This is a genomic window from Mesorhizobium sp. M7A.F.Ca.US.007.01.2.1 (assembly GCF_003998165.1).
In the GTDB taxonomy this organism is placed as follows: domain Bacteria; phylum Pseudomonadota; class Alphaproteobacteria; order Rhizobiales; family Rhizobiaceae; genus Mesorhizobium; species Mesorhizobium ciceri.
The window spans coordinates 1-21,606 of sequence record NZ_RZQP01000099.1 but is presented as its reverse complement, the minus strand read 5'-3'; the positions used below and the strand labels follow the sequence as shown (position 1 = coordinate 21,606).

Here is a 21,606-nt window from a genome sequence, read left to right as displayed (position 1 = left end):
GGCTTGCACCGACTTGATGCAGGCATCGAGCACGGCGACGCGGTTGCGCGTGCAGATGATGAAGCTGACTTCCGGCGCCGCTCGTTCCGGGCGGGGACCGGCCGGGGCGGGGCCAAGCGCCGTCGAACGATCGCGCTGCAGGGGTTGGTTGACTTTGACGATCATGCCTCAGCCCGCCTGATAAGGTGCCAGAACCGCCGCGGCGGGCGCAGATTTGAAGAAGTATGCCATGGCATCGGCCTGCCTGGCGGCCGACAGCGAAGCGAGGCTGAGCCAGGGCGCCCAGGCGCCGGGCCGCAGGGCATATTGTTCGCGGCGCCGGATGACGTTCCATTTCGCGGTCCGCGTCAGCAATTCATGCGTCAGCGCGGGCTGCTTTTCGTCGGCGACGAGCTGGTAGAGGAAATAGAACAGGTTCAGCGCGCCGGCCTCGAAGCTCGGCCGCGTCGCCGCCGACAGCGAGCGGATCTCCTCCTCCAGCGCGACGATGAAGTCGGCCGCACGGGCCACGGTGCCGTGGCCGACCGCATCGCCAATGTCGCGCAGGTCCCGCGTGGCCTGCGCCAGGCCCTCGCGCTCGAGGTTCTCAGCCACGATCCGCAAATGCGTCCTGCGCATCTCCTTGACGTGCCGGCTCGTCACGCTTGCCTGATGGACGCGGTAGACGACCAGGTTTTCAGGCATCATGGCTGCCGGGTAACGGCCGGCCAGCCGCCTGAAAAGATCGAAATCCTCGGCATGCCGGTAGGCCTGGTCATAGTGCAGGACGCTGTCGTCGATGACCTTCCTGTTGTAGACGACCGTCGGGTGCATGAAGATCGTGAAGAACATCGCCAATACGGGGATGCGGCCGAACTGGAACACCGGATCGGGCCTGCCCCTGGCGATGCGGCCGCGGATCAACATGTCGACGCCGGCGCCGCAGAAGCCCAGTTCGGGCCGCCGCTCGAACAGCGCCACCTGGCGCGACAAACGCCAGGGATAGGCGACGTCGTCGGCATCCATCCGCGCGACCAGTTCGCCCCGGGCGATCGCCAGCCCTTCGTTGAGCGTCGCGACAAGGCCACGGTTTTCGCGCGAGATGATCGAAATGCGGCTGTCGGCCTTTTGGCATCGCTCGAGTATCTCGAGCGAATTGTCGGTCGAACCGTCATCGATCGCGATGATTTCCAGGCGACTGTGATCCTGCCGCAGGATGCTTCCCAGCGCGGTGGCGAGATAGGGACCGGCATTGTAGACCGGCAACAGGACGGAGACGAGCGGTGCGGCGGTCATCGTCTTGCATCCGTGCGCTGGAGTTCGAGCGCCGGTGTGCGGCCATCGGGCGATCCGCCAGCCGCCGTCGCGAGCCAGCCGCCATGGCTGCCCTGTGCGGAGCGGGTGCGCGCGACATAGGGGAAGTGGCGCTTCAGGCTGTTGAGCGGCCTCTCGAAAACCACCCAGGAAATCGAGGCCGCGACAATCGTGGCGGCGCTCGCAACCAGGAAACGCCCTGGCCCTTGCTCCGAGACGTTGAGCGGAATCCAGGGTTGCGCCTTGACGGCGAGCGACAGCAATATCGGATGATAGAGATAGACGCCGTAGCTGATGCGGCCGAGGCCAAGCAGCGGCGGCAGTTCGGCAAGCTTTCCCAAAGTGCCGCCAAGGCCGCGCGAACAGGCTGCGACGATGACCATCAGCGGCACCAGCGGCAGGACTTGCCGCACCAGCCAATGGGTCCATTCGAGCATCGGATCGGCGGGCGCAGGCACAAACCACTCGATGACAAGGAATGCGGCCGCGAAGGCAGGCCAGCTGAGCCGCATCCAGTGCGGCAGGGCCGCGCCCCTGGATCGCCAGCAGGCAAGCAGCGCGCCCGTCGCCAGCGCATCCATGGATGCCGGCGGCAGCAGGTCGCGCGCCAGCGCCGTGTTGGCGGTGAGCGGCCAGTAAAAGCGATAGGCCAGCGACAGCGCGATGACGCCGATGCAGATCTGTTCGAAGCGGCGGCGCGGGGCCAGCAGGACGACCAGCGGCCAGGCAAGATAGAACTGCTCCTCGATGCTCAGGCTCCAGAAATGGCACAGCACCCAAGGGTTCCAGTCATTGCGCAGCGCATACCAGAAATTCGACAGGTAAAGCGCATGCCAAACCAGCGATCCCCTGGATTGGTCCAGGTCGACCAGCCAGACGAAACCCAGCACGGCGAAATAGGGCGGAAATATCCGCAAGCCCCGCCTGATATAGAAGGATCGCAGCGCGGGGCCGGTCTCGAATTCGGCGGCCGAACGCGCTTCCAGGAGCAGGCGCGTGATCAGGAAGCCGCTCAGCACGAAGAACAGCCGCACGCCGATATGGCCCCAGAATGAAGATCCTCCAGCGGCGAAGAAATGGGAATACAACACCATCGTCACGGCGATGGCTCTCAACGCATCCAGTTGGATGTCGCGTGCGCTTCCCATCAGCGGCATCCGCCAGCGTGATGGTCGCGACCAAGCCGCCAGCCGGCCGTTTCGAGCGGCAGGCCAAGGCGGACGAGACCCGCCAGAGCGCAGGCATCGTCGAACCTACGCTCGAAATCGACGGACGGGTGGCTCAAGCTGGTCAACCTGGCGGGATCCTCCACGGCGCATATCCAGTCGCAAACGAGTCCCCCAGGAGATCGTTCGGCTACGGCATTGTGCGGCGCAACACAAAAAATCTACCCAGCTGAAATACTTATGTGAGCAAGCGCTAAAAAATTGAGAAAACCGAGCGTTTCTCGTCAATTCTGGCGATTTTTCTCAGAACTTAAACGCTGTGGTTTAAATTTTTCCGATGTTCCCGCCTCGGTTGATTTGCGAGCTCGTGGCTTGAGAGCCTAGTTCTTTGTTAGACCACAAGAAATTCGGTAATCTATATTTTATCTATATGGATCCGGTCCTGGCTCCGTGAAGAAATGATTTGGAACCATTAGCTTTGCGCGGTGCAGCATCGTCTCTGTTTTTCGTCGTTGCCACGCGCAACGCCCATTACTCGGCTGACCGCCAACCCTCACACCGCGTCGAACACCACCGTCTGCTCCAGCCCGCCGCCCCGGCGGTTTTCCAGCGTTACCGTGCCTCCGTAGCGCTCGATGATTTCCTTGGCGATGGCGAGGCCAAGACCAGCTCCGGGGATCGATTGCAGGCGGCCGGGGTCGACGCGGAAAAAGGGCTCGAACGCCTTGTTCAGGAGTTCCGGGGGGATGCCCGGCCCATGGTCCGATATGGTCAGCACGGCGCGATTGTCGGTCGCGGCCAGGTCGATGCGGCACGCCTTGCCATGGGTGGCGGCGTTGACGATCAGGTTGCGCAAGGCGCGGCGCAGGCCGAGCGCGCCGGCGCGCACGCAAACCTTTTCCAGGTGCCCGATCGAGACGGCATGGCCGAGCGACACCATCTCGGCTTCGATATCGCGCACCGTCTTTGCCAGGTCCACCGCTTCGACGGCGTCCTGGTTGACCTCTTCGCGCACCAGGCGGATGGCGCTGTCGGCGATGCGATCGAGTTCGTCGAGGTCGTGAAGCCATTTGTCGCGTTCGTCGTCCAGGAATTCGGCGCGCAGCCGCATGCGGCTTTCCATGGCGGTCCGCAGCCGCGACGAGAGCTGGTTCAGCGCATGCGCGGTGGCCTTGACCTCGGCCGAACCCACTTCCGGCACCGCCGCCAGCACGCCGTCCGATCCGATCTTGGAGACGGCGGCCTCCAGCATTTCGAGCGGTCGGATCAGCACCGAGGTGAAATAGACCGACACCGCCGTGGCGCCGGCGACGATCAGCGAGATCCAGCCGGCCAGAACCAGCCATTCTCGCCGCGGCGGCTTGAGGTGCGGCACCTCAATGATCGCCCATCGGCTGTCGGGCAGGTGCATCGATGCGATCTGGCCGGGTTCGTCCGGCTTCTCGTTGACGACCGCGGGAAAGTCGAGGCCACGGCGGTGCAGGATGTCGTTGAGCATCGCCGTTTCCGCACGAGCCACCTTGCCGCCCGCCGGATGATCGGCGAATTGAACCCGCAGGACGTCGGGGATCGGCCCCGGCAAGAGCCGCACCACCATTTCCATCTGTTGGGCAATCCAGGGCACGGTCAGTTCCGGCGGCGGCCCGCCGCCGCGCACGCTGATGACGGCGGCCGTCGCCAGGCCGACGACGCCGACGATCGAGGCGACCAACAGCAGGATGAGACGGCGGCGCAGCGAATTCACGCGTGGCTCTCCACGGTCTCGACACGCGCCGTGAGCTGGTAGCCGCCATTGCGCACGGTCTTGAACAGCGGCCCGTCGCCGGTGTCGGAAAATTTGCGGCGCAGCCGGCTCACCAGCACATCGACCGAGCGTTCCAGCGGATCGCGTTCGCGGCCCTGCGTCAGGTCGAGAAGCTGGTCGCGCGACAAAAGCCGGCCGGGACGGTCGAGAAACACCTGCAAAAGATCGAACTCGGCGCCGGTGAGGTCGACGGCCACGCCTCGCGCATCCGTCACCTTGCGGGTCTCCGGTTCCAGCCTATAGCTGGCAAAGCGGTAGATGCGCGCGCGCGGCGGCGCGGGCGCCTCCTCGGGCGTCGAGCGCCTGAGCACCGCGCGGATGCGGGCAATGAGCTCACGCGGGTTGAACGGCTTGCCGAGATAGTCGTCGGCGCCGAGTTCCAGGCCGATGATGCGGTCGACATCTTCCTTCAGCGCGGTCAGCAGGATGATCGGGGTGTGCGGCTTGCGGTCGCGCAAACCGCGGCAGATATCGAGCCCCGAGCCGTCCGGCAGCATCACGTCGAGCACGATCAGGTCGAATTGGCCGGAGCCAAGCCGTTGCTCGCATTCGCGCCGGTCCGCCGCCGCCGTGACGCGAAAGCCCTGGCTGTCGAGGTAACGCTGGAGAAGCGTCCTGATCTCGCGGTCGTCGTCGACGACGAGGATATGGGGTTGTGACTGCATGACCGTGCCGTTGCCGATGAATATTGGGACCCGTGATTGCAGGGGCTTGCCGCGATTATAGGAGAGCCGCGCCCGAGCGGCGTGGAAAATTGCAACCGAACGTTTCCGGCGGGCCATGGGAAACATTCGGAAACAAATTGCCCTTTTGCGGAAACCTTCGGCAACACGCCGACGCGAAGCGGACAAAGACGCTTCCTATCCTCTGAACCGTCCGAAGCATGAGAGAAAGGAACATCTTTATGCCAAGCAGACTTCTTGCGCTCGGCCTGTTTTCCGTCGCCGCAATTCACCCCGCGCTGGCGGCGCAGCCCGACCCCGGCGCCGGACCCGGTGAGCCGCCCCCTGTCATGGCCATGCAGGATGGGGCAGGCCACGGCCGGAATGGACCCGGCCCGCATGGACCGATGCGACCTGGTTCGCAGGGTTTCGGCCCGCAAGGCTTTGGCCCCCGCCGCATGGGTCCGCCGCCGGAATTCATGCTGGCCGCCCGGCTCGCCGCGCTGGAGACCCGCGTCGGCATCCGCACCGAACAGCTCGACGCCTGGCGCGACTACACCAGCGCGCTGCAGGCGGTGCTTTCGCAGCCTCGGCCTGACCGCGGGCGGCCCGTTGGTGCTGAAGCGAAGGACCCCGACGCAGCAGGCCCGGGCGGCAAGCCCGATCCCTTCGCCTTCCAGGAAAAGCTGGCCGACGACGTTACCGCCCGCGCGGTTTCGGCCGGCAGACTGAAGGAGGCGATCTCTGAACTGCGCGCCAAGCTGACGCCCGAACAACTCGAACTCCTCGCTTCGGCGGAACGTGCCCATGGATCACCCCCCGGTCCCTGGGGCGGTCCGCCGAACGATGCAGCCGGCCCCAGAGGCCTGCCCAACGATGGCAGGCAGCTCCCGCCCCAGCCCGGGAACGACGAGCAACTCTGACCGACTGCACCGGCCGGCCCGGTACCCAACCCGTTCTCGGGTCGGCCGGTTCTCCGGGGATGGCGGGCGTATCTCCGCCATCCTCGTTTCAATCACGCCCAGTTCGAATCGCGCCAATTCGGAACCATGCCCAATTCGAACCCTGCAATGGAAGCACGACAATGTGGGAAGCCATGATCATGCTGCGGCTGCTCGCGTCCGCCAGCCCGAGGCTCTCGTTCGGTCCTGTCGGGCGAGGCATGCCGCTGGCCCCGCCGGCCGACACGCTGAAGGGCGCGATCCGCCTGAGTTTCGCCGGCTGGCGGTTGTCGCTCCCGCTGTCGCAGCCGCTCGACAACCATGGGCATGATGACCGCAAGATCGCGTGAATTCCGGCAAGGCGCTTGGCATGTCCTCGCTGATCGGCATAATGATGTTGGTGGGCATCGCGGCCGGCTACTCGACCTTCGAGCAACTCCGGCCGCCGAGAAGGAGCGCGACATGAGCCGCTTCGAAGCATTGCTCGTCGCCGCCCGCAGACCGGCGCGGCCCACCATCAAGATATCGGCCGGCATGCCTCGACCAAGCGGTCGATTGCCCGCGCCCGCAACTCCAGCGAAAGATCATTCAGTCCATGTCTATCCAGCCTAGCCCGTCTTTGCAGCCGGCACGCCGTCTGGCGCCCTGGGCCGCGATGTTCGCATCCGCCTTTCTGCTGGCGGCCTGCTCGCAGGAGAGCAGCGCCCCCGCAGGCATGGGCGCGCCCGGCAAACCGGAAGTCGGCGTCGTCACCCTGCATCCGCAATCGGTGGCGATCACCGCCGAACTGTCGGGACGCACGGCGGCCTCGCTGGTTGCCGAAGTGCGCCCGCAGGTGAACGGCATCATCCAGCAGCGCCTGTTCAAGGAGGGCAGCGAGGTGGCGGCTGGACAGCCGCTCTACCTCATCGATCCGGCGAGCTACAAGGCGTCCTACGACAGCGCGGTCGCCGCACAGCAGAAGGCGGAAGCGGCGGTGCCTACGGCGCAGGCCAAGTTCGACCGTTATGCCGGCCTGTTGAAGCAGAACGTTGTTTCCAAACAGGATTATGACGATGCCGCCGCCACGCTGGCGCAGGCGCAAGCCGATGTCGCCTCGGCCAAGGCCAGTGCCGAGACGGCGCGCATCAGCCTCGACCGGACCTCCATCACGGCACCGATCGCCGGGCGCATCGACAAGTCCACGCTGACGCCGGGCGCGCTGGTGACCGCGAACCAGGACACGGTGCTGACCACCATCCGTGCCCTCGATCCGATCAATGTCGACGTCACGCAGTCAAGCACCAACCTGCTCAATCTGCGGCAGGCGATCTCGGAAGGGCGGCTGAAGTTCAGCGGGCCCAATGTCAGCGTGAAGCTGAAGCTCGAGAACGGCACCATCTACACGCAGACCGGCAAGCTGGAATTCGCCGGCGCCAATGTCGACCAGACCACCGGCACCTTTGCGCTCAGGGCCGAGTTCCCCAATCCCGACCGCCTGCTTCTGCCCGGCATGTATGTGCGGGCACTGGTCGAGGAGGGCGTTGCCCAGAACAGTTTCCTGGTGCCGCAGCGTGCCGTCAGCCGCAACACCAAGGGCGAGGCCACGGCGATGGTCATCAACGCGCAGGGCAAGGTCGAGACGCGCGTGCTCGCCGTGCGCAACAGCGTCGGCAACAACTGGCTGGTGGATTCGGGTGTCGGCGACGGCGACCGCGTCATCGTCGAGGGTATGCAGCTGGTGCGCCCCGGCGGCGATGCGACGGGCGTCGAAGTGACGATCGACGAGACGACCGGCGAGGTCAAGGACCGCGGGCAGAGCACTTCCGCCGCACCGGCCGCGTCCAATGCGGCGAAACCGGCGCCTGCCGCCGCGACCGGGAACTGAGCGATGTCACTATTCTTCATCAACCGGCCGATCTTCGCCTGGGTGATCGCCATCGTGATCATGCTGGGCGGCCTCCTGGCGCTCACCTCGCTGCCGATCTCGCAATATCCGCAGATTGCGCCGACGACAGTCAACATCAGCGCCACCTATCCGGGCGCCGACGCGCAGACGGTCGAGAACTCGGTGACCAAGGTCATCGAGCAAGGCATGACCGGTATCGACAATCTCGACTACATGACGGCGACGTCGACCTCGACCGGTTCGGCCTCGATCACGCTGACCTTCACCACAGCGGCCGATCCCGACACCGCCCAGGTGCAGACGCAAAACAAGCTGCAGCTGGTGCAGTCGCAGCTGCCGCAGGTGGTGCAGAGCAACGGCATCACCGTCTCCAAATCCTCGACCGGCTTCCTGATGGTCATCGGCTTCGTCTCGACCGATGGCAAGATGAACTCGACCGATCTCGCCGACTATGTCGACGCCACCGTCAACGACACGCTGAAGCGCGTCGAAGGCGTCGGCTCGACGCAGCTGTTCGGCTCCGGCTATGCCATGCGCATCTGGCTCGATCCTGACCAGCTCGCCAAATACGCCTTGATGCCGAGCGACATTGCCTCGGCGATCGAGGCGCAGAACACGCAGGTTTCGGCCGGCCAGCTTGGCGGCCTGCCGGCGCGCAAGGGCCAGCAGCTCAATGCCACGGTGACGGCCAAGAGCCGGCTGCAGACCGCCGAACAGTTCCGCAACATCATCCTGAAGAGCCAGACCGATGGCTCTCTGGTCCGCCTCAACGATGTCGCCACCGTCGAACTCGGCGCCGAAAGCTACACGACGCAGGCCAATTACAACGGCAAGCCGGCGGCGGGCGTCGCCGTCAATCTGGCGACCGGCGCCAACGCCATCAACACCGCCGAAGCGGTGCGTTCGACGATCGCCCGGCTGAGCTCGACCTTCCCGCAAGGGGTCGAGGTCGTCTATCCCTACGACACCTCGCCTTTCGTGCGGCTGTCGATCGAGGAAGTGGTCAAGACGCTGGCCGAAGCGATCGTGCTGGTGTTCCTGGTGATGTTCATCTTCCTGCAGAATTTGCGCGCCACCATCATCCCGACGATCGCCGTGCCGGTGGTGCTGCTCGGCACGTTCGGCGTGCTGTCGCTGTTCGGCTATTCCGTCAACACACTGACCATGTTCGCCATGGTGCTGGCCATCGGCCTCTTGGTCGACGACGCCATCGTCGTCGTCGAGAATGTCGAACGCGTGATGCAGGAGGAAGGCCTGTCGCCGAAGGAGGCGACGCGCAAGTCGATGCACGAAATCACCGGCGCGCTGATCGGCATCGCCACGGTGCTTTCGGCCGTGTTCGTGCCGATGGCTTTCTTCGGCGGCTCGACCGGCATCATCTACCGGCAATTCTCGGTGACCATCGTCTCGGCGATGGTGCTGTCCGTGCTGGTCGCCCTTGTGCTGACGCCCGCACTTTGCGCCACCATCCTGCGGCCGCCCAAGGACCATGCGACGCAGACCGGCCCGTTCGGCTGGTTCAACCGTGTCTTCGATCGCGGCACGCTTGCCTACCGCGACGGCTCGCACGGCATCATCAACCGATCCTGGCGCTTCCTCGTCGTGTTCCTGGCCATCGTCGTTGCCGTGGGCTGGATGTTTGCCCGGCTGCCGAGCTCGTTCCTGCCGGAAGAGGACCAGGGCATCCTGATCACCAGCGTGCAGCTGCCCGTCGGCGCGACGCAGGATCGCACGGAGCGCGTGCTGGCAGAAGTGACCGACCATTATCTCAACCAGGAGAAGGACGCCGTCGACGGGGTGTTCACCGCCTCCGGCTTCGGCTTCGGCGGCGCAGGGCAGAATGTCGGCATCGCTTTCGTGCGGCTGAAGGATTTCGACCTGCGCAAATCGCCGGCTTCCGCCGCGCAGGCCATCGCCGGCCGTGCGATGGGCGCGTTTTCGAAGATCAGGGACGCGCAAGTCTTCGCGCTCGCGCCTCCCGCCATCCAGGGCTTCGGCAACACCAACGGCTTCGACTTCTACCTGCAGGACGTCAACGGCGCCGGCCATGACGCGCTGATCCAGACGCGCAACCAGCTTCTGGCCCTGGCCGGGCAGAGCAAGGTGCTCGCCAACACAAGGCCCAACGGCCAGGAAGACCAGCCGCAATTCTCGGTCGACATCGACCAGGAGAAGGCCAGCGCGCTTGGCGTCAGCCTGGCCGACATCAACAACACGCTTTCGACCGCCTGGGGCAGCGATTACGTCAACGACTTCATCGATCGCGGGCGGGTGAAACCGGTCTATCTGCAGTCGGACCCGAACTTCCGCATGCAGCCGGAAGATTTGGACAAATGGCAGGTCCGCAACGCCAGCGGCGCCATGGTGCCGTTCTCGGCCTTTGCCTCCAGCCACTGGACATTCGGCTCGCCCAGGCTGGAGCGCTACAATGGTTCGGCGGCGGTCGAGATCCAGGGCGCGGCGGCCACGGGCGTCAGCTCGGGTGCCGCCATGGACGAGATCGACAAGCTCGTCGCGCAACTGCCCGCCGGCTATTCGCACGAATGGACCGGGCTGTCGCACCAGGAGAAGCTTTCCGGCAACCAGGCGCTGTCGCTGTATGCGATTTCGGCACTTGTGGTGTTCCTGTGCCTGGCCGCACTTTATGAGAGCTGGTCGATCCCGTTCGCGGTCATGCTGTCGGTGCCGATCGGCATCTTCGGCGCGCTGCTGGCGGCCAGCCTGTTCGGCCAGTCCAACGACGTTTATTTCAAGGTCGGCCTTTTGACCACGATCGGTCTCGCCGCCAAGAACGCCATCCTCATCGTCGAGTTCGCCATCGAGCGGCAGGCCGCCGGGATGGGGCTGGTCGAGGCGACGCTGGAGGCGGCGCGACAACGGCTGCGGCCGATCCTGATGACGTCGCTGGCCTTCATCCTCGGTGTGCTGCCGCTGGCGATCGCCAGCGGGGCGGGCTCGGGTGCGCAGAACTCCGTCGGCATCGGCGTGATGGGCGGGATGATCGCAGCGACGGTGATCGGCGTCTTCCTGGTGCCGCTATTGTTCGTCACGGTGCGGCGCATCTTCAAGGGCAGGGCGGCCAAACCAGATACGGGCGAGACGCCGGTGACGGCCACCCAGCAATAAGGAAACTTCACATGACAGGTTTGGAACGTGGCTCGGTGGCCGCGAGGCGGCTTCTTGCGCCTATGCTCACCGCTGTCCTGCTCGCGGGATGCGTCGTCGGTCCGGATTATCAGACACCGATAATGGCAATGCCGGCGAATTGGAGCGGCCAGAAGCCGACAAAGCCTGCCCAGCCGGCACGACTGTCAAAATGGTGGCAGCGGCTACGCGATCCCGAGCTGAACACGCTTGTCGAGGAAGCGGTTGCCGGCAATCTCGATGTCGCCACCGCCAAGGCAAAAATCCGCGAGGCGCGCGCCAGCTATCGCCAGAGTGCCGGCACATTGCTGCCTTCGGCCGACGGCTCCGGCTCGGCCTCCCGCAACAAGTCGGCCGAGACCACATCAGGCTCTGACGCCACCTACAGCGAGTACCAGGCCGGCTTCGATGCAAGCTGGGAGCTCGACCTGTTCGGCGCCAACCGGAGGGGCGTAGAGGCCGCGCGCTACGGGCTGAACGCCTCGCAGGAGGAACTGCGCTCGACGCTTCTCACCCTGGTCGGCGATGTCGCTTCCTATTATACCCAGGCGCGCGGCTACCAGGCCCGCATCGCGCTCGCCCGTCGTTCGGCCGCGTCGCAAAGACAGACCGCCGAACTTACCCGCACCATGGCGCAGGCGGGCACGGCGACCGCCGCCGATGTCGCCAAGGCAATGGGTCAGGCAGCGAGCACCGAAGCCGCCGTTCCGACGCTGGAGGCAAGTTATGCGCAGGCCGTGCATCGTCTCGCGGTGTTGGCCGGCCGGCCGCCTGCCTCGCTCAACGAGCGGCTGAAGCGGGTCGCGCCCATTCCTGCACCGCGCCTGCCGATGCCCACCGGAATTCCCGCCGAGCTCCTGCTGTCGCGGCCCGATTTGCGCATGGCGGAGCGCCAATATGCGCAATATACCGCCAAGATCGGCCAGGCCGAAGCCGCCCGCTATCCCTCGGTCAGCCTGACGGGAGACATCAGCACGGCGGCGCTGAAGCTTGGCGATCTCGGCAAGAATTCGTCGATCGGCTGGTCGTTCGGGCCGACGCTGAGTGTGCCGCTGTTCAATGCCGGCCAATTGCAGGCGGCCGTCGAGGTCGCCAAGGCGCAACGCGATCAGTATTTCATCGCTTACCGGTCTTCGGTGCTGACGGCGCTCGAGGATGTCGAGAACGCGCTGGTGCTGTTGTCGCAGGAGCGCATCCGGATCGGCAAGCTCGCCTCGTCCGCGAAGTCCTATGGCGAGGCGGCAAGTCTCGAAGGCACGCTCTACAAGGCCGGCGAGACAAGCCTCCTCGACGTGCTCGACGCCCAGCGCTCGCTCTATTCGGCCGAGGACTCGCTGCTGCAAAGCCGCGTCCTGCTGGCGACCAACTACATCGCCCTCAACAAGGCGCTCGGCGGCGGCTGGGATGGCGCGGTCGACAGCGCCAAGCCGGAGATCGTCGACGTCAAGACCGGTCCACGGCTGGCGTCGAAGCCGGCCTCCTGAGGCACTCTCAGGCAGCGGCGTCAATTCGGCAGACACGCCGCCATCGCCGATGCGGGGCGTGAAAATGCGGACTCCATGTTTGGCGATGGCGGGGTGATCGCATCGCTGTTATTGATGGTGCCCACACAGCACAGGCGCCGCAGATGACATCCGATACACAGAAGGCCGAAGCGGTCGGGCAGCTGCTCGAAACGCCGGACCTTGCCAGCGCGCTCGAAAGCGAACAGTTCAAGAAGTTCCTCGACCAGGTACCGATCGCCATTGCCGTCTCGGACCTGGGTTCGAAGGAGCGTGTCGTCTATGCCAATCCGGAATTCGAGAAACTGTCCGGCCTCAAGGCGGCGATGCTCGCTCGCCAACACTGGGCGGCGCTTTCCGGCACCGGCCTGCACAAGCAGAAGGACCGGCCGCTGTTCGAGGCCGTGGTCGAGGACACTGATTTCATCGGCACGTTCCGGCTGGAGCGGAAGGAAGGCCAACCGACTATCGTCGACGTCTATTCCAACGTCATCGAGGACGACAACGGCAAGGCCTGCTTCCGGCTGGTGGCGCTGGTCGACGTTTCGGCCCATGGCGAAACCGAAGATGCGCGATCGATCGACGAGCGCATCCGTGAGAAGGACACGCTGCTGCGCGAACTCCAGCACCGGGTGAAGAACAATCTGCAGATGATCACCGCGCTGATCCGGATGGAGACGCGCAACGCGGCCGAACCGGACCAGAAGCGTTTCGAGAGGCTGGCGGGGCGCGTCGATGCGCTGGCGATCCTCTACCAGACGCTGTCGGGGGACGATGGCAAGGATGAGGTCGATCTTGGTGTCTATCTCAGCCAGATCGCGTCGGCGGTCATGAACTCGCATGCGGTCGAGGGCATCCGCCTCGACATGAAGGTCGACACCTATCCGGTGTCGATCAATGTCGCCATGCCGACCGGGCTGGTGGTGAACGAACTTTTGACCAATGCGCTCAAGCATGCCTTCCAGGGGCGCGACGGCGGTACGATCACGCTGCACAGCATCGTTGACGGCGATGGCTGCCGCATCGTGGTCGCCGATGACGGCATTGGCCTGCCGGACGGCGAGAGCTGGCCCAAGCGCGGCAAACTCGGCGCGCTGATCGCCCGCTCGCTGACCGAGAATGCCAAGGCGGAGTTCGACGTGACGTCGAGCGCCGGCGAGGGCACGCGGGTGACCATCCTGTTCAAGCGCTCGGCTGCCACCGCCGCTTAGCGCGCGCGGGAGCCAAGCGGCATAGGTGGCCGTCTCCGCTTGGCTGATCTTCGACCTACTCATGACGGCCTTGCCTTCCCCGCTATCTCCCTTCGCGTCAATGCCCCTACTCCAGCGGCAGGGTAGGGTGAAAGCCAGGTGCATCGATGCCAGTCGCAAGCCGCGCTTTGCCGTGCTTGACAGGCTTAATTAATTTATTAACATTAGAAAATAATAGGGAGGAAGAATGGGCGCGCACCACGGAGCGATCCTGCGAATCCTGCGCGACGACGGTCCGCAGTCGCGCGCCGAACTGGCGCGGCGCACCTCGCTGTCACCCACCGCCCTGACCCATCTGACGGCCCATCTCCTGCGGGAAGGCACCGTGGTCGAGCTCAACCAGGCCACTGCCGGCGATGCACCCGTCGGCCGGCCGGCGATCGGCGTCGCGCTGGTGCCCGACGCCCTGTCCGTGGTTGGCGTGCACATTGGCGCGGGAACGATCGACGCGACCATCACCGACCTCAGGGCCGCCTCGAAAGCCATGGCCTCGCAGCATTTCGACACCGCCACCAGCGAACCCGCCGCGGTGATCGGCATGGTGGTGCGGATCGTCGAGCAATTGATCAAGAAGACCGGCGTCGACCGTTCGCGCCTGATCGGCCTGGGGCTCGGCGTGCCGGGACCGGTGGACACCAAGCGCCGCCGCAACCTGCAGTCGGTCAATTACGACTGGAAGGACGTGCCGTTCGCCGACGAGCTCGAAACGGCGCTGCGCATGCCGGTGGTGGTCGAGCACAATGTCAGCGCGATGGCGCTGGCGGAATCGCGCTACGGCATCGGGCGCGACACGACCGCGCTGCTCTACATCTATCTGCGCACCGGCCTCGGCGCCGGCCTGGTGATCAACGGCATGCCGTTCCGTCCCGGCGGCTACGGGGCCGTCGAGCTCGGCCATGTCCAGGTGGTCGAGGATGGCGAGCGTTGCGCCTGCGGCAATGTGGGCTGCCTGGAGACATTCCTGTCCGAACGCGCGCTGGCCCGCGCCGCCCATATCGACACGCCTCATCCCAGGCGCCTGCTGGCCGCGGTGGAGAAATATCCCGACGTCTGGAACGCGGCGCTCCGGCATCTGACGACGGCCATAGCGACGGCGACCAATTTGCTCAATCCCGATCTGATCGTCTTTGGCGGTCACCTGGCCGAAGCCCCGGAAAGCTTCATCGATCATATAAGGCGGGGCGTTCCGCCACGCGTCCTGCCGCCGATGCGCGACGTGCTGCGGGTCGAGCGGTCGAGCCTCGGTCCTGGTGCCGGCGCCATCGGTGCTGCTGCGGCGGCGCTCGACCATTTTTTCTATTCGGGGGTGTCGCGATGAGCGAAGCGTCGAAGACGACACGCTCCGGCGGCGGCTCGAACGAGGATCGGGGTATCGACTATCGCGGTCTCGCGCTCAATCTCTGCGGTCTCGTCGCCGGCATCGCCATCTGGTGGGTGTTGACGGCGGGCGGCGCGGGGGGCCTGCCGCCACCGCCACAGGTTGCGTCCAGGTTTATCGATCTGATCGCAAACGGGCAGCTCGCCACCGACATCATGTCGAGCCTTGCTCGGGTGATGACCGGCTTTCTCCTCGGCGTCATCCTGGCGATCCCGGTCGGCTTCGTCATGGGCTGGTACAAGGTCGCGCGCTCGCTTATCGAGCCGTATCTGCAGTTCTTCCGCATGATCCCGCCGCTGGCCATCATTCCGCTGGCGATCGTAACGATGGGCATCGACGAGACGCCGAAGATCTTCGTCATCTTCCTGGCCTCCTTCCTGGCCGGCGTCGTCGCCACCTATCAGGGCGTCATCAGCGTCGACAAGACGATGATCAACGCCGCGCGCGTGCTCGGCGCCAAGGACATGACCATCTTCCTGCGCGTCATCATTCCCGCATCGACGCCGTTCATCCTGGTCGGCGTGCGCATCGGCCTCGGCTCGGCCTGGGCGACGCTGGTGGCCGCCGAACTGATCGCCGCGCAGACCGGCCTCGGTTTCCGCATGCAGCAGGCGCAACTCTACTACGACCTGCCGACCATCTTCGTCAGCCTGATCACCATCGGCCTTCTCGGCCTTGCCATGGATCGCATCCTTTTGGTGATCGAGCGCCGGCTGACCGTCTGGCAGGAGCGCGTGTGATGCCGCCCAAGATCGTCTTCGACAAGGTCACGCGCCGGTTCGACCTCAAGGACAATGCCTTCGTCGCGCTTGACCGGCTGTCGCTCGACATCGCCGACGGCGAATTCGTCACCGTCGTCGGTCCGTCCGGCTGCGGTAAGTCGACCGCGCTCAACATCGCGGCCGGCCTGCTGAAGCCGAGCGAGGGCACCGTGCTGGTCGATGGCAAGGCGGTCGAGGGGCCGGGTCCGGAGCGCGGCATGATCTTCCAGCAATACGCGCTGTTTCCCTGGCTCACCGTACGCCAGAACGTCGAGTTCGGGCTGCGCATCAAGGGCGAGGAAGCTTCGCGCCGCCGGCAGATCGCCGAGCGTTTCATCGATCTCGTCGGCCTTGGCGACTTCGCCGACGCGCTGCCGAAGACGCTTTCGGGCGGCATGAAGCAGCGTTGCGCGATCGCCCGGGCCTATGCGGTCGATCCCTCGATCCTTTTGATGGACGAGCCCTTCGGGGCGCTCGACGCACTGACCCGCGTGCAGCTCCAGGACCAGTTGCTCGACACCTGGAGCCGGGAGCGGCGCACCGTGATGTTCATCACCCACGATGTCGACGAGGCGGTCTACCTCGCCAACCGCGTCATCGTCATGGCGGCGCGGCCCGGCAGGCTGCAGGAGATCATCGACGTCGGCCTGCCTTACCCAAGAACCGAGGAAATCCGGCTTTCGGCGGAGTTCATGAGCATCCGCAACCGCGTCTGGCAAGCCGTTTACCACCAGTAACAGTGACAGGAGGAGAGTATGGTGACACTGACAAGACGTAACCTCATCGCATCATCGGCGGCACTTGCCGCGTTCGCTGCCTCTGGCATCCGTGCCGGAGCGGCGGGAACGGCGGCACGCATCGGCTACAACGGCGATTTCTGGGGCGCCAGCGTGGCCGGCGTCGCGGCCGACCAGGGCTTCTATGCCAAGCACGGCGTCGATGCCAATATCAAGGTCTTCACCAACGGCCCCATCCAGGTCCAGGCGCTTGGCGCCAACAGCCTGGAATTCGGCTATCTCGGACCGGGCGCGCTGTGGCTGCCGGCGAGCGGCAAGGCCAAGATCATCGCCGTCAACGATGTCGGCTTCTCGGACCGGGTGATCGCCCAAGCCGGCATCACGTCCATCGCCGGCCTCAAGGGCAAGAAGGTCGCGATCGCGGCCGGCACCTCGGGCGACATGCTGTTGCGGCTGGCGCTGCGCAAGGCCGGTATGGCGATGACCGACCTCGACATCGTGCAGATGGACCCGAGCACCATCGTGGCGGCCTTCGCCTCCAAGCAGGTCGACGCGGCCGGCATCTGGTATCCGTTCGTCGGCATCATCCAGAAGAGCGTTCCCGATCTGGTGGAGCTGGCCAAGAACGACGACTTCTATCCGCAGACCACATTTCCGAGCGTCTTCATTGCCCGCAACGATTTGGTCGAGGGCAATCCCGATCTCGTCCGCAACGTGGTGCGCGCCATCAAGGACGCGCAGGATTTTCGTGCCGCCAACCAGGACAAGGCGATCGAGATCACCTCCAAGCTGCTCGGCATTCCTGCCGACCAGCTGAAGACGGAAGCCGGTTATGGCCGTTTCATGACCTCGGCCGAACTGATCAAGCTAACCAAGGACGGCACCGTGAACGGCTGGTTCTCGACGATGAACGACCTGTTCAAGACCTTTGGCAAGCTCGAGACCTCGCTCGATCCCAAGGACTATTATCTGGGCGATCAATACATTTCGGCCTGACGGCCTTCTTGAAATCGCCCCTTGCAAACCGCAAGCCCCGGCAGCGAACCGGGGCCTGTTTCCTGACAATCACAGCAGCGACGAGCCATCCATGAACGTTCTCTACATCGACATCGACAGCCTCAGACGCGACCACCTCGGCTGCTACGGCTATCATCGCAACACCTCTCCCGTCATCGACAGCCTTGCCGGCGACGGCATCCGCTTCGAGAACGTCTATGTGTCCGATGTGCCTTGCCATCCGTCGCGCACGGCGCTGTGGAGCGGCCGCCACGGAATGCGGACCGGCGTGGTCGGCCATGGCGGCACCGCCTGCGAGCCGTTCCGCGAAGGCGCCGAGCGAGCCTGGGCCGGCACCTTCTACGAGGAAGGCTGGATGCGGGCGCTGCGCGATCTCGGCTACCACACCACGACCATCAGCAGTTTTGGCGAACGGCATGGCTGCTGGCATTGGTATGCCGGCTTCAACGAGATCATCAATCCGGGCAAGGCCGGCATGGAGAACGCCGACGAGGTTTCGGGCCTGGCGATCGACTGGCTGAAGCGCAATGGCTCGGCAAAAAAATGGTTCCTGCACGTCAATGTCTGGGACCCACACACGCCCTATCGCGCGCCGGACGCTTTCGGCGACCCCTTCGCCGACCAGCCGCTTCCCGACTGGATGACCAGGGCGGTATTCGAGAAGAGCCATGCCGGCTACGGCCCGCACAGCCCGCAGGAACCCTCGGGCTTCGACGTCGAGCCGGGCGGATCGAAATACCGGCGCATGCCGTCGCCGATCAGCGACATGGACACCGTCAAGGCCTGGTTCGACGGCTACGACACCGGCGTGCTCTATGCCGATCATCATGTCGGTCTCATCGTCGAGGAGTTGAAGCGGCAAGGCCTGTTCGACGACACGATCATCGTCATCGGCGCCGATCATGGCGAAAACCTCGGCGAGCTCAACGTCTGGGGTGATCATCAGACGGCCGACGAATTCACCTGCAACGTGCCGCTGGTCATCCGCTGGCCCGGCGCCGAGGACATGCGCGGCGTCAATGGCGGCCTTCATTATCATTTCGACTGGGCCGCCACGCTGATCGATCGGCTCGGCGGCAACGTTCCGGCGCTGTGGGACGGGCGCTCCTTCGCGCCGGCGCTTGTCGCGAAGGAGGAAGGTGGCCGCGATTTCCTGGTGCTGAGCCAGGGTGCGTGGGCAGTGCAGCGCGGCGTGCGGTTCCGGCTCGGCGGGGCCGACTGGCTGATGCTGCGCACCTATCATGACGGCTACAAGGATTTCGGCCCGGTCAGCCTGTTCAATCTGAGTGAGGATCCGCATGAGCAGCATGATCTCTCAGGCTCCCGAAGCGATGTGGTCGATCATGCCAGCCGGCTGCTCGAGGACTGGCGCAGCGCCATGGCCATCCGCAGCGACAGCGATGTCGACCCGCTGGTGACGGTGATCCGGGAAGGCGGGCCGTTCCATTGCCTTGGCGAGTTGCCGGGCTATCTCGAAAGACTGCGCCGGACCGGCCGCACCGATGCGGCAGCGGCCCTCGAGCAGCGCCACCCGGCACCGCCGCCACGGCGCAAATCGCTGAACTGACCGGCCGGCGGCACTTGGCCGTGCCCTAGCAGCCAGTTGCCGCTGCCTCACGACAGGCCGGCCGGTTCGCCCTATCTCCATGCCGCCGGTCGGGTTTGGACCCGGCGATATGGAGGATGGGATCACGTGACATCGACGCCGATTGCCCGTCGCGAAGCGGCGCCCTTGCCTGTCGCAGCACTGATGGGCGCCATGGTGTCGATCCAGATCGGCGCCACCTTCGCCAAAGGCCTGTTCCCGCAGATCGGCGCGCAAGGGACGACGACGCTCAGGCTGGTCATCGGTGCGCTGATGCTGATCGCGGTGCTGCGGCCCTGGCAGATGCGGCCCTCGCGTGCCACCATGCCGTGGCTGGTCGCTTATGGGGTGACGCTCGCCGCCCTCAACCTCCTGTTCTACGCAGCGCTGGCAAGGATTCCGCTCGGCATCGCGGTGGCGCTGGAGTTTACCGGCCCGCTTCTGGTGGCGACCTTGACTTCGCGGCGCGCCAGCGACTTTGCCTGGATCGCGCTGGCGGTGGCCGGCATCCTGCTGTTGTCGCCCTTCGTTCGTTCCCTCGCGCCGCTTGATCCGATCGGGGTGATGCTGGCGCTGGCGGCCGGCGGCTTCTGGGCGCTCTACATCGTGCTGGCCCAGAAGGCCGGCGCGGAGCTTGGCACCCGCACCACCGCCTACGGCATGGCCATCGCCGCCGTGCTGGTGCTGCCCTTCGGTGTCGCCCAGGCGGGATCCGCGCTGCTGGCGCCGTCGATCCTGGTCAGCGCGCTGCTCGTCGGCCTGTTTTCCAGCGCATTGCCGTTCTTCCTGGAGATGGTGGCGCTGACCCGCATGCCGGCGCGCATCTACGGCACGCTGACCTGCCTGGAGCCTGGGCTGGGTGCACTGGCCGGCTTCCTGTTCCTGCATGAAAGCCTGACCGCGACGCAACTGGCCGGGATCGCTGCCGTTGTTGTCGCCGCCTTCGGCACGGCGCTGACATCACGGCCGCCGGTTCCATCGCCGGAGTAGGGGAACGATTCGTCGGCACTGGGTATTTTCGAGTAATCCGAAATTCAGCCAGCCAGATCCGCGAAATCAGGCCAATCCTTGTCCAGGACGGCACTGAAATTGTCGCCTGGCGCACAAGTATTTCCGGCTCTGGACAGACCGTGATCTGGTCCAATACGGTGCGTGTCGAAATGAAGACGCGATTGTAGAAAAGGCCGGTCGTCCCTTGCAAAAGAACGTCTTCTCATCGGCGGATCTGCCGCCGCATCTGGATCATCGCGCACGCTTCGCGCTCTGGCAGGACATCCATGTCGCCGAGATATGGTCGGTCGAATACACGATTTCGGAAAGACTGTCGTTCGAAGCCGCGATCGAAGCCACCGCTGTCGGGTCGCTTGTGCTTGGGCAGATGGCCGGGACGATACGTCATGCCAGCCGCAAGGCGGGCAATATCGCCGCCGACGGTCGCGACGGCTATCTGCTGCTGGTCAACAATGGCGATACGGTGCTCAGCGGCACGCAGATCGGCCGCGATTATCACGTCGGCAAAGGCGAGGCCGCCCTGGTCTCGGCTTCGGAAGCGTTGCAGATGACCGGCGGCGACAGCAATGTCTGGGCCAATGTGGTGCTTCCCCGTGCCGTGCTGGAAAATGCCTTCGCTCATATAGAGGATCGGCTGGCGTTGACCGTCGGCGCCGACAATGAGGCGCTCGGCATGCTCAAGCGCTATTGCAGCTTCCTGGAAGCAGGCCCGGCCCTGGTCTCGCCCGACCTCATCGGCCACGCCACCGAAACCATCGTCGACCTGATCGGCCTGGCGACCGGCGCCAAGGGCGAAGCGGCCGAACTGGCGGGCCTGCGCGGTCTGCGCGCGGCAAGGCTGCAGGCCATACTGCAGAAGATGCGGGACAATTTCGCCGATCCCGCCATCTCGGCGCAGGGCGTTGCCGGGCAATTGCGGCTCTCCGTTCGCTATGTCCATGACCTGCTGCAGGAAACCGGGGTGAGCTTTGCCGAGCGCATTCTCGAACTGCGCTTGCAAAGGGCGCATCGGATGCTGTCCGACAGGCGCAACGACCGCATGCGGATCAGCGAGATCGCGCTGCTCAGCGGCTTCTCCGACGTGTCCTATTTCAACCGCTGCTTCCGCCGCCGCTTCGGCTCGACGCCGGGCAGCGCCAGATAGTTTCCGACAGCCACCGAATGCACGGCGCGCCGATCGACTGAGGCTGAAAAGCCACACCGACCGGGAAAGCGCCGTGGTGCTTTCCCCGACAATTCGGGTGCGGCCCAGCCCAAGACGCGGCCGGCGGACAATGCAACACCGGATTTCTCGACAACAGCTGGATCTCCGCAGCTCATTTGTGCGGCGGGGAAGCAACATGGGGCAGCACACAACAATGAAAATTCTTCTTCTCGCTACAGCCATCATTCTCGCGCCGGCCGGCATGGCATGCGCGGCGGATATTGCTGAAACCTCGCCTACCTCAGCCTACGACTGGTCCGGCC

17 protein-coding genes are annotated in these 21,606 nt (G+C 65.0%); 13 read left to right on the top strand and 4 right to left on the bottom strand.

Translation table 11 applies throughout. The annotated features are described in order from the left end of the window. Window positions 1-168: 168 nt before the first annotated feature. The 4 genes from EN949_RS18745 to EN949_RS18730 form a co-directional block, all read right to left on the bottom strand. Window positions 169-1,275, bottom strand: coding sequence for a glycosyltransferase family A protein (locus tag EN949_RS18745; RefSeq protein ID WP_127366178.1), 1,107 nt, complete (start codon window positions 1,273-1,275; stop codon window positions 169-171). Further along, window positions 1,272-2,441 (bottom strand): acyltransferase, encoded by a 1,170-nt coding sequence (locus EN949_RS18740; RefSeq protein ID WP_127369751.1) that lies wholly within the window; start codon window positions 2,439-2,441, stop codon window positions 1,272-1,274. Before EN949_RS18740 ends, EN949_RS18745 begins: the two co-directional genes overlap by 4 nt. 571 nt (window positions 2,442-3,012) lie before the next feature. Further along, a complete protein-coding gene (locus EN949_RS18735) occupies window positions 3,013-4,203 on the bottom strand; it encodes an ATP-binding protein (RefSeq protein WP_127371749.1) in 1,191 nt (396 codons plus the stop codon). Beyond that, window positions 4,200-4,928 (bottom strand): response regulator, encoded by a 729-nt coding sequence (locus EN949_RS18730; protein WP_013530679.1) that lies wholly within the window; start codon window positions 4,926-4,928, stop codon window positions 4,200-4,202. Before EN949_RS18730 ends, EN949_RS18735 begins: the two co-directional genes overlap by 4 nt. 239 nt (window positions 4,929-5,167) lie before the next feature. Between EN949_RS18730 and EN949_RS18725 the strand changes: the two genes are divergently transcribed. The 13 genes from EN949_RS18725 (at window position 5,168) to EN949_RS18665 (ending at window position 21,283) form a co-directional block, all read left to right on the top strand. Beyond that, window positions 5,168-5,848 carry a hypothetical protein gene (locus EN949_RS18725; RefSeq protein WP_063168602.1) on the top strand — a complete coding sequence of 227 codons (681 nt, stop codon included), beginning with the start codon at window positions 5,168-5,170 and terminating at the stop codon, window positions 5,846-5,848. Between the two features lie 161 nt (window positions 5,849-6,009). Continuing rightward, window positions 6,010-6,216 (top strand): hypothetical protein, encoded by a 207-nt coding sequence (locus EN949_RS18720; RefSeq protein WP_013530681.1) that lies wholly within the window; start codon window positions 6,010-6,012, stop codon window positions 6,214-6,216. A 245-nt stretch (window positions 6,217-6,461) separates the two neighbouring features. Beyond that, a complete protein-coding gene (locus EN949_RS18715) occupies window positions 6,462-7,733 on the top strand; it encodes an efflux RND transporter periplasmic adaptor subunit (RefSeq protein ID WP_013530682.1) in 1,272 nt (423 codons plus the stop codon). Window positions 7,734-7,736: 3 nt separating this feature from the next. Continuing rightward, on the top strand, window positions 7,737-10,880 hold the full coding sequence (locus EN949_RS18710) for an efflux RND transporter permease subunit (protein WP_127366289.1): 3,144 nt from the start codon (window positions 7,737-7,739) through the stop codon (window positions 10,878-10,880). 11 nt (window positions 10,881-10,891) lie between these two features. Then, the gene (locus EN949_RS18705) at window positions 10,892-12,382 is read left to right on the top strand and encodes an efflux transporter outer membrane subunit (protein WP_127370981.1); all 1,491 of its coding nucleotides are present in this window, start codon (window positions 10,892-10,894) and stop codon (window positions 12,380-12,382) included. A 143-nt stretch (window positions 12,383-12,525) separates the two neighbouring features. Further along, the gene (locus EN949_RS18700) at window positions 12,526-13,611 is read left to right on the top strand and encodes a histidine kinase dimerization/phosphoacceptor domain -containing protein (RefSeq protein WP_127366291.1); all 1,086 of its coding nucleotides are present in this window, start codon (window positions 12,526-12,528) and stop codon (window positions 13,609-13,611) included. A gap of 226 nt (window positions 13,612-13,837) precedes the next feature. Next, on the top strand, window positions 13,838-14,968 hold the full coding sequence (locus EN949_RS18695) for an ROK family transcriptional regulator (protein ID WP_027160785.1): 1,131 nt from the start codon (window positions 13,838-13,840) through the stop codon (window positions 14,966-14,968). After that, window positions 14,965-15,768: an ABC transporter permease gene (locus EN949_RS18690; protein WP_127371748.1), complete on the top strand. Its 804-nt coding sequence runs from the start codon at window positions 14,965-14,967 to the stop codon at window positions 15,766-15,768. Before EN949_RS18695 ends, EN949_RS18690 begins: the two co-directional genes overlap by 4 nt. Then, on the top strand, window positions 15,768-16,526 hold the full coding sequence (locus EN949_RS18685; protein WP_063168597.1) for an ABC transporter ATP-binding protein: 759 nt from the start codon (window positions 15,768-15,770) through the stop codon (window positions 16,524-16,526). The genes EN949_RS18690 and EN949_RS18685 overlap by 1 nt, the downstream gene beginning before the upstream one ends. Before the next feature lie 18 nt (window positions 16,527-16,544). Further along, window positions 16,545-17,522, top strand: coding sequence for an aliphatic sulfonate ABC transporter substrate-binding protein (locus EN949_RS18680; protein WP_063168596.1), 978 nt, complete (start codon window positions 16,545-16,547; stop codon window positions 17,520-17,522). A 91-nt stretch (window positions 17,523-17,613) separates the two neighbouring features. Next, window positions 17,614-19,110: a sulfatase gene (locus EN949_RS18675; RefSeq protein ID WP_127367345.1), complete on the top strand. Its 1,497-nt coding sequence runs from the start codon at window positions 17,614-17,616 to the stop codon at window positions 19,108-19,110. 126 nt (window positions 19,111-19,236) lie between these two features. Further along, window positions 19,237-20,118, top strand: a complete 882-nt coding sequence (locus EN949_RS18670) for a DMT family transporter (RefSeq protein ID WP_127370727.1) — start codon at window positions 19,237-19,239, stop codon at window positions 20,116-20,118. Window positions 20,119-20,323: 205 nt separating this feature from the next. Further along, window positions 20,324-21,283 carry an AraC family transcriptional regulator gene (locus EN949_RS18665; protein WP_024501671.1) on the top strand — a complete coding sequence of 320 codons (960 nt, stop codon included), beginning with the start codon at window positions 20,324-20,326 and terminating at the stop codon, window positions 21,281-21,283. Window positions 21,284-21,606: the final 323 nt, after the last annotated feature.